The sequence below is a fragment of the Nocardia farcinica genome (genome assembly GCF_029867845.1).
Taxonomy (GTDB): domain Bacteria; phylum Actinomycetota; class Actinomycetes; order Mycobacteriales; family Mycobacteriaceae; genus Nocardia; species Nocardia farcinica_A.
In genome coordinates, this window is the sequence record NZ_JARWRU010000714.1 from 1 (window position 1) to 8,518 (window position 8,518).

At 72.2% G+C, this 8,518-nt stretch carries 7 protein-coding genes; 4 read left to right on the plus strand and 3 right to left on the minus strand.

The genetic code is table 11. From position 1 onward, the window contains the following. Positions 1-146: 146 nt before the first annotated feature. Complete coding sequence (locus tag QH283_RS15700) at positions 147-1,904, minus strand: proline--tRNA ligase (protein ID WP_280503732.1); 1,758 nt, start codon at positions 1,902-1,904, stop codon at positions 147-149. A gap of 57 nt (positions 1,905-1,961) precedes the next feature. On the opposite strand from QH283_RS15700, the gene yaaA reads away from it, so the two are divergent. Then, complete coding sequence (gene yaaA, locus QH283_RS15705) at positions 1,962-2,705, plus strand: peroxide stress protein YaaA (protein WP_280503733.1); 744 nt, start codon at positions 1,962-1,964, stop codon at positions 2,703-2,705. Positions 2,706-2,758: 53 nt separating this feature from the next. Next, positions 2,759-3,166, plus strand: coding sequence for a PPOX class F420-dependent oxidoreductase (locus QH283_RS15710; RefSeq protein ID WP_280503734.1), 408 nt, complete (start codon positions 2,759-2,761; stop codon positions 3,164-3,166). A 56-nt stretch (positions 3,167-3,222) separates the two neighbouring features. Here QH283_RS15710 and QH283_RS15715 read toward each other — a convergent pair whose 3' ends face one another. Then, a complete protein-coding gene (locus QH283_RS15715; protein WP_280503735.1) occupies positions 3,223-4,707 on the minus strand; it encodes an MFS transporter in 1,485 nt (494 codons plus the stop codon). A gap of 52 nt (positions 4,708-4,759) precedes the next feature. Continuing rightward, positions 4,760-6,061 (minus strand): uroporphyrinogen-III C-methyltransferase, encoded by a 1,302-nt coding sequence (gene cobA, locus QH283_RS15720; protein WP_280503736.1) that lies wholly within the window; start codon positions 6,059-6,061, stop codon positions 4,760-4,762. Between the two features lie 189 nt (positions 6,062-6,250). On the opposite strand from cobA, the gene QH283_RS15725 reads away from it, so the two are divergent. Both QH283_RS15725 and QH283_RS15730 read left to right on the plus strand, forming a co-directional pair. Further along, positions 6,251-7,519: a phosphotransferase family protein gene (locus tag QH283_RS15725; protein WP_280503737.1), complete on the plus strand. Its 1,269-nt coding sequence runs from the start codon at positions 6,251-6,253 to the stop codon at positions 7,517-7,519. Between the two features lie 82 nt (positions 7,520-7,601). Continuing rightward, the coding region (locus tag QH283_RS15730) for a hypothetical protein (protein ID WP_280503738.1) at positions 7,602-8,518 on the plus strand (917 nt) is incomplete at its 3' end.

An 8,518-nucleotide genomic window follows, 5' to 3' on the forward strand; every position in this document is an offset into this window, starting at 1 on the left:
GGCCCCGCGGCGGGGCGCCCGCGGTTCGGTCGGGGGCGCCGGTGGGCGGCCCGGGCCTCCCCCCCGGGACGGGGCACCCCCCCACCGCCACACCGCCCCGGCCCGGGGTACCCGCCCGGGGGCGGACGGACGCGAGGTCGCCCGGCTCAGCCGCGCACGCGCGCGACGACCGTGGCGACAGCCTCGGCGGCGGGCACGTTCTCGGCCTCACCGGTGAAGCGGTTGCGCAGTTCCACGGTGCCCTCGGCCCAGCCGCGGCCGATGACGAGCACCCAGGGCATGCCGAGCAGCTCGGCGTCCTTGAACTTCACGCCGGGCGAGGCGGTGCGATCGTCGAACAGCACGTCCAGGCCCTGGGCGTCCAGGCCCGCCACGACCTCCTCGGCGCCGGCGCGGGCGGCCTCGTCCTTGTTGGCGATGACCACGTGGACGTCGAAGGGGGCGATGGAGCCGGGCCAGCGCAGGCCCTTCTCGTCGTGCTGCTGCTCGGCGACGACGGCGACCAGGCGGGAGACGCCGATGCCGTAGGAGCCCATGGTCAGGCGGACCGGCTTGCCGTTCTCGCCGAGCACATCGACCTCGAAGGCGTCGGTGTACTTGTTGCCGAGCTGGAAGATGTGGCCGACCTCGATGCCGCGCGCGGACACCAGGGTGCCCCGGCCGTCCGGCGAGGGATCGCCGTCGCGGACCTCGGCGGCCTCCACGGTGCCGTCGGGGGTGAAGTCGCGGCCCGCGATCAGCCCGACGTAGTGCTTGCCCTCGACGTCGGCGCCGGTGATCCAGGAGGTGCCGGTGCCGACGCGCGGGTCGACCAGGTAACGGATGCCGTTGGCCTGCAGCGCCTTCGGGCCGATGTAGCCCTTGACCAGGAAGGGGTTCTCGGCGAAGTCGGCCTCGGTGAGCAGCTCCACCTCGGAGGGTTCGACGGAGGCGCCCAGGCGCTTGTCGTCGACCTCGCGGTCACCGGGGACGCCGATGCCGACGATCTCGGTCTTGCCGTCCGGGTGGCGCAGCTTGACCATCACGTTCTTGAGGGTGTCGGCGGCGGTGACCGGGCGGCCGAACTGCTCGGCCAGGCCCGCGGCGTTGGCCCAGTCCACCAGCGCGGCGATGGTGGGGGTGCCGGGGGTGTCGTGGACGACGGCCTCGGGCCTGCCCTCGATCGGCTGCGGCGCGGGCGCGGGCGTGACCACCGCTTCGACATTGGCCGCGTAGCCGGACTCCCGGCACACCACATAGGTGTCCTCGCCGACCGGGCTGTCGGCCAGGAACTCCTCCGAGGCGCTGCCGCCCATGGCGCCGGAGGTGGCGGCCACGATGACGTACTGCACCCGCAGGCGCTCCAGGATGCGCTGGTAGGCCTCGCGGTGGGCGTTGTAGCTGGCCTTCAGGCCGTCCTCGTCGAGGTCGAAGGAGTAGGAGTCCTTCATGATGAACTCGCGCCCGCGCAGGATGCCCGCGCGGGGGCGCTCCTCGTCGCGGTACTTGGTCTGGATCTGGTACAGCGTGACCGGCAGATCCTTGTACGAGCTGTACTCGCCCTTGACGGTGAGCGCGAACAGCTCCTCGTGGGTGGGGCCGAGCAGGTAGTCCGCACCCTTGCGGTCCTGGAGCCGGAACAGGCTGTCGCCGTACTCGGTCCAGCGGTTGGTGGTCTCGTAGGGCTCACGCGGCAGCAGCGCGGGCAGCGAGATCTCCTGGGCGCCGATCGCGTTCATCTCCTCGCGCACGACGTCCTCGATCTTGCGCAGCACCTTCAGGCCCAGCGGTAGCCACGAGTACACGCCGGGTGCGATGCGACGCACATATCCGGCGCGAACCAGCAACTTGTGGCTGGGCACCTCGGCGTCGGCGGGATCGTCGCGCAGTGTGCGCAGGAAGAGGTGGGACAGGCGGGTGATCACGGCGAACAGCGTAGTCCCCGTCCGATCGCGGACGAAAAGGCATTACCGTATGCGTCCGTGCTGGTGCTGCTGCCTCCCTCCGAAACCAAATCCGACGGCGGGTCGGGCGCCGCGCTCGACCTGGATGCCCTTTCGATGCCACGGCTGTCGCCGATCCGGTCGAAGCTGACCGACGCGCTGATCGAACTGGCCGCCGACCCGCAGGCCTGCCGGTCGGCGCTCGGGCTCGGCAAGGGCGCCGAGGCGGAGATCGCCCGCAATGCCGCGCTGCGCACCTCCCCCACCCGGCCCGCGCTGGAGCGCTACACCGGGGTCCTCTACGACGCGCTCGACGCCGGAGCGTTCACCAGGGTGCAGCGGGTGAAGGCGCGCGCCCGGCTGGCGATCGGTTCGGCGCTGTTCGGCGTGGTCCGCGCGGGCGACCCGATTCCCGCCTATCGGCTCTCCGGCGGCTCGAAACTGCCCGGCCTGCCCACACTCTCGGCGCTCTGGCGCGAGGAGCTGGCCGCCGCGCTGGCCGAGGAAACCGAGGGCGAACTGGTCGTCGATCTGCGTTCCGGCGTCTACCAGCAGCTCGGACGCGTCCCGGGCGCCGTCACGGCGAACGTGCTGACCGAGCACGAAGACGGTTCGCGCACGGTGGTCAGCCACTTCAACAAGCACCACAAGGGCCTGCTCGCCCGCGCTCTCGTGCTCACCCGCGCCGAGCCGACCGACGTCCGTGGGCTGGCCAGGGTGGCGGCCAAGGCGGGACTTCGGGTCGAGATCGCCTCGCCGACCGAACTTCTGGTGATCACCTGAGCCCTCCGGCGGCACCGGGAATCAACCCGGCGGTGCGCGCTGTTGGCCCCCACGTGACCACATCGCTGCCCGAGACGCTGAAGAAGCACATCGACGACGAGCGCGTGTTCGCGAGCGTCGCCACCGTCGGCCCGAACGGCCACCCGCACCTGACCGTGGTGTGGCTGGCCCGCGACGGCGACGACCTGCTGTTCTCCACCACGGTGGACCGGCAGCAGGGCAAGAACCTCGCCGCCGATCCCCGGGTCACCGTGCTGATCAATCCGCCGGACGCGCCCTACCTCTACGCCGAGATCCGGGGCACCGCCACCCTCACCCCCGACCCGGAGCGGGCGTTGCCGGACCAGCTGTCTGTGAAGTACACCGGCAAGCCCTACGCGGAATTCAATCCGGCCTCGGCGAGCGACGGGGATCGCGTCGTCGTGCGGATCACCCCGCGCAAGGTCGTCAGCCGGATCTGAGCCACCCCGGATCGCGGGACACCGGTGCGGAGCGTCCGCACCGGTCCCGCTTCCGCTCAGCTGCGCTGGGCCTCGTCCTGGGCGTGCTGGGCGCGGGCGATGTCCTGCGGGGTGAATCGCAGGGTGAGCGCGATCAGGCCGATGAGCAGCGCCACGCCGGCACACACCGCGAGCACCAGGGTGTAGCCCTCGCCGAGCGCCACGATCTCGGCCTCGTTCATGCCGGACACCGGGCCCGTCGATCCGCCGAGGGACAGCGTGCGCGAGACCGCGACGGGGGTGAGGATGCCGATGGCCATCGGCGTGCCGAGGTTCATGAACATCTGGCCGACCGCGGACAGCGGGCCGATGTCGGAGGGCGGCACCCCGACCAGCACGCTCAGCGGCGTGACCACCATGGCCACGCCGACCCCGGTGCCGATCACGATCAGCAGCGGAAGCAGCACCGAGAAGTAGGACACGTCGCCGTGCAGGGTCGAGCCGACCACCAGGCCGCCTGCGAGCACCAGCGCGGCGCCGAACAGCAGCCAGCGCGGCGCGATCGACATGGCCAGCTTGGAGGCCAGCGCGCCGCCGATGCCGATGCCGACGGTGAACGGGATGGAGGCGGTGCCCGCCTGCAGCGGGCCGTAGCCGAGCACGTTCTGCAGGAACTGGGCCACGAAGTAGGTCATGGCGCCGAGCACGCTGCCCGACAACAGGATCAGCAGGAAGGTGGTGACCCGGTCGCGGCTGTCGAACAGCGACCACGGCAGCAGCGGGTTGTCGACATTGCGTTCGGCGACGACGAAGACCACCAGCAGGATCAGGCCGCCGATGAGCGCGCCGACCACGGCGGGGTTCGTCCAGCCGAATTCGGGGCCCTCGGTGGCGCCGAAGACGATGGCGGCGCAGGCCGCGGTGCCGAGCACCGCGCCGCGGATGTCCAGGCTCATACGGTGGTGGTCGGTGTCGGCCAGGCAGTAGATCGCGCCGACGATGATCAACGCGCCGATCGGCACGTTGATGAGGAAGATCCAACGCCAGGACAGCTGGGTCAGCGCGCCGCCGACGACCAGGCCACCGACCGAGCCGACGCCGACCATCGAGCCGACCACCGCGATCGCCTGGTTGCGCGCCTTGCCCGGCGCGAAGGTGGTGGCGACCAGCGCGAAGGCGGCGGGGGCGGCGACGGCCGCGCCCGCGCCCTGCAACGCGCGCGCCGCGACGAGCATCCACTGCCACTGGGCCAGGCCGCACAGCAGCGAGGCCAGCGTGAACAGGGAGACGCCGACGATGAGCATGCGCTTACGGCCGAAGGCGTCGCCAAGGCGGCCGCCGAGCAGCATCAGGCCGGCGAAGGTCAGGCCGTAGGCGGTGACCACCCAGGCGCTGCCGGAACTCGTCAGGCCCATCTGGTCCTGCAGACGCGGCAGGGCGAAGATCACCACGGTGCCGTCGAGCACGACCATGAGCTGCAACCCGCTCAGGACGAGGATCGCGAGCCCGAGGGCCCGCTGCTTCACCGGAGACTGCGTCGTCGCAGCGGGGTTTTCGAGCATGGTGAGCCACCTTAGTGGACGACTGAACAGTTGCCGGTACGCATGGGTACGGCTACCCGTTCTCCGCCCCGGTCGACATGTCGGCGGCGGGGACCGCGCCCGCGTCGTCGATCGCGAATCCGGCGGTGGGGCCGATCACGATGATGGCCGGCGGCCGGATGCCCTCGGCCCGCACGCGGGCGGCCACGGTGCCCAGATCGGCGCGCAGCACCCGCTGGGTGCGCAGCGTGCCCTCCTGGACGACCGCGGCCGGGGTGTCGGCGGGCCGCCCGCCGGCCAGCAGCGCCTCGGCGAACTGCTCGATGCGTTCGACGGCCATCATGAGCACCAGCGTGCCACGCAGCCTGCCCAGCGCGGGCCAGTCGACCAGCGAGTCCGGGTGGTCGGGCGCGACGTGCCCGCTGACCACGACGAATTCGTGGGTGACGCCGCGATGGGTGACGGGGATGCCCGCCGCGCCGGGCACCGCGATCGGGCTGGTGACGCCGGGGACCACCGTCACCGGCACGCCGGCCGCCACGCAGGCCTCGACTTCCTCGTAGCCGCGCCCGAACACGTACGGGTCGCCGCCCTTGAGCCGCACCACGAACTTGCCCGCCTTGGCGCCGTCGACGAGGGCGGCGTTGATCGCCTCCTGCGCCATCGCGCGCCCATAGGGGATCTTGGCGGCGTCGACGACCTGCACGTGCGGGCCGAGTTCGGCCAGCAGTTCCGGTGGGGCCAGCCGGTCGGCGACGACGATGTCGGCGCGGGCGAGCAGGCGCCTGCCGCGGACGGTGATCAGATCGGGGTCGCCCGGCCCGCCGCCGACCAGGGCGACGCCCGGGGTGACCGGTGTCGAGTCGTCGGCGAAAGTGCCCGACTGGAGCGCCTCGAGCAGGCCGTTGCGCACGGCGGCCGAGCGGCGGTGCGCGCCACCGGCCAGCACGCCGATGGCAAGGCCCTCGTAGCGCGCGGTGGCGGGGGTGACGGCGGTGCCGAGCCTGGCGTTGTCGGCGCGCACGCAGAACACCCGGCGCCGCTCGGCCTCGGCGACGACGGCGGCGTTGGTCTCCGGCTCGTCGGTGCAGGCGATGGCGTACCAGGCGTCGGCGAGATCGCCGTCGGCGTAGTCGCGCAGCGTCACGCTGATCTGCCCGGCGCTCGCCATGCCCTCGACGGTCGGGGTGATCTCCCGGCTGACGACGTGCACATCGGCGCCGGAGGCGATCAGCAGGCCGAGCCTGCGCGCGGCGACCGTGCCACCGCCGACCACGACCACGCGCCGCCCGCGCAGGTCGAGTCCGACCAGGTAGTTCGGCTCCGCTGCGGGCTCGGCGACCCGGTCTCCGTTGGTGTCTGACGTGTTCGGCACAGTCGCTCAGCCTACGGCCAGCCCGCGACGGCGCCGCGCCCGGACCGGCGAGCGGATCGGCGGTGGCCGGCGGGACGGCGCCGCGGCGATTTCCGCGAATCCGCCCGCGCGATGGAATTGAAACACGTTACATTCGCACTCGTTCCACGCGACGAGGCGCGCGGCCGCGGCGGCGCCCAGGAGGTTGTCATGACCGAGCCCGAGACGACCCGACCCGAGACGACCGACCCCGACCCCCGCGGTGCCGATCCCCACAGGGCCGATCCCCACAGGGCCGATCCCCACGGCGCCGATGCCCGCGATGCGGACCCCCACAGTGCCGATGCCGAGAACGCCGACACCGATCCGACGCTGCGACGGCAGCTGACGGTCAGCGAACGCGATCCCGACGCGCTGGCCGCCGACCTGGCCGCCTGGCTGCGGACCCGCGTCGAGGCCGAGGGCATGCCGGTGGTGACGAACGCGAGCATCCCGCAGAACTCGGGAATGTCGAGCACCTCGGTCTTCTTCGACGCCACCTGGCAGTCGGGCGGCATCCGCGACGGCGGCTCGTTCGTGGCCAGGCTCGCCCCCGACCCGCGCGACTTCCCGGTGTTCCACACCTACGACCTGGCCACCCAGTTCCACGTCATGGCCGGTGTCGCCGCGGCCACCTCGGTGCCGGTGCCGCCGCTGTGCTGGCTGGAGACCGATCCTGGCGTGCTCGGCACCGAGTTCTTCGTCATGCGCCGGGTGGAGGGCAGGGTACCCACCGACAACCCGCCCTACGTCTTCCTCGGCTGGCTGTTCGAGGCGACCGAGCGGGACCGGGCGGCGTTGGCGGACCGGACGGTGGAGACCATCGCGGCGATCCACGCCGTGCCCGATCCGGCCCGGCGCTTCCCCATGCTCGACGGGCCGGGCCAGGCGCTGCGCAGGCACGTGGACTGGCATCGCGAATGGTACGACTGGGCGCTGGCCGCCGACGGCTACCGCATCCCGATCATCGAGCGCGCCTTCGACTGGCTGGAGGAGCACTGGCCCACCGACCCGGGGCAGGATGTGCTGCTGTGGGGCGACGCCAGGCCGGGCAACATCATCTTCGACGGTTTCGAGCCCGCCGCCGTGCTGGACTGGGAGATGGCGGCGCTCGGCCCGCGCGAGGTGGACGTGGCCTGGGCGGTGTTCATCCACCGCTTCTTCCAGGACATCGCCACCCGTTTCGGCCAGCCGGGTCTGCCCGACTTCCTGCGGCTGTCGCAGACCGTGGCGACCTACGAGCGCGCCAGCGGTCATCGCCTGCGCGACATGGATTTCCACCTGGTGTACGCGGCCCTGCGGCATGCCGTGGTGATGGCCAGGATCAAGCGCCGGATGCTGCACTTCGGCGAGGACACCGACACCGACGACCGCGACGACTACGTCATGCACAGGGCCCTGCTGGCAGCCATGCTCGACGGCACCTGCGCGTGGGATTGAGGCATCTGTGACAAACACCCGCCCACCCGGCTCGACCCCGTCGCCGCTGGACGAGTACCCCATCCACCAGACCCCGCTGCCGATGTCGCGGGTGGCCACCGGCGACCGCAACTTCTACGACCGCAGCTACCTCAACGCCCACGACCGCGACGGCGGCACCATGGCCGTCACCGGCTTCGGCGTGTACCCGAACCTGGGCGTGACCGACGCCTATCTGGCGGTGCGGCGCGGCGAGCGGGTGCACTCGGTGCGCTTCTCCGACGCGCTCGGCGACCGCGGCACCGACCTGCGGGTGGGCGGGTACCGCATCGAGGTGCTCGAACCGCTGCACCGCCTGCGGGTGATCTGCGAGCACGAGGATCTGTCCTGCGACATGACCTGGACCGGCGCCTTCCCGGCGGTCGCCGAGCAGCCGCATCTGATCCTCACCGGCGCGCGCCCCATCATCGAGGCCTCCCGCTTCGCCCAGGTGGGCTCCTGGTCCGGCACGCTCACCGTCGACGGCGCCGACCTGACACTCGACGAGCGGGTGTGGACAGGCACCCGCGACCGCTCCTGGGGCATCCGCCCGGTCGGCGAGACCGAGCCGCCGGGTCGCGCGGCCGCCGAACCGGCGGGCGGCTTCTGGTGGCTGTACACCCCGCTGCGCTTCGAGGAGTTCGCGGTGGTGGTCATCGTCCAGGAGAACCCGGACGGCTACCGCACCCTCAACGACGCGGTCCGGGTATGGCCGGACGGCCGGGTCGAGCAGCTCGGCTGGCCGCGGGTGCGCATCGACTACCGCTCGGGCACCCGCGTCCCGGTCGGCGCCCTGCTGTCACTGACCACTCCCGACGGCGCCCCGCTCGACATCGAGCTCACCCCGGGCACCGCGATCCCGCTGCACGTCGGCTGCGGTTACGGCGGCGATCCCGACTGGCAGCACGGCCAGTGGAAGGGCCGCGACTGGTCGGAGTCCCGCCGCTACGACCTCACCGATCCCGCCGTCGCCGCCCGCAT

Coding starts and splice junctions, on each gene's coding strand:
- QH283_RS15715 (WP_280503735.1), bottom strand. CDS start 4,707: ATGCTCGAAAACCCCGCTGCGACGACGCAGTCTCCGGTGAAGCAGCGG.
- QH283_RS15725 (WP_280503737.1), top strand. CDS start 6,251: ATGACCGAGCCCGAGACGACCCGACCCGAGACGACCGACCCCGACCCC.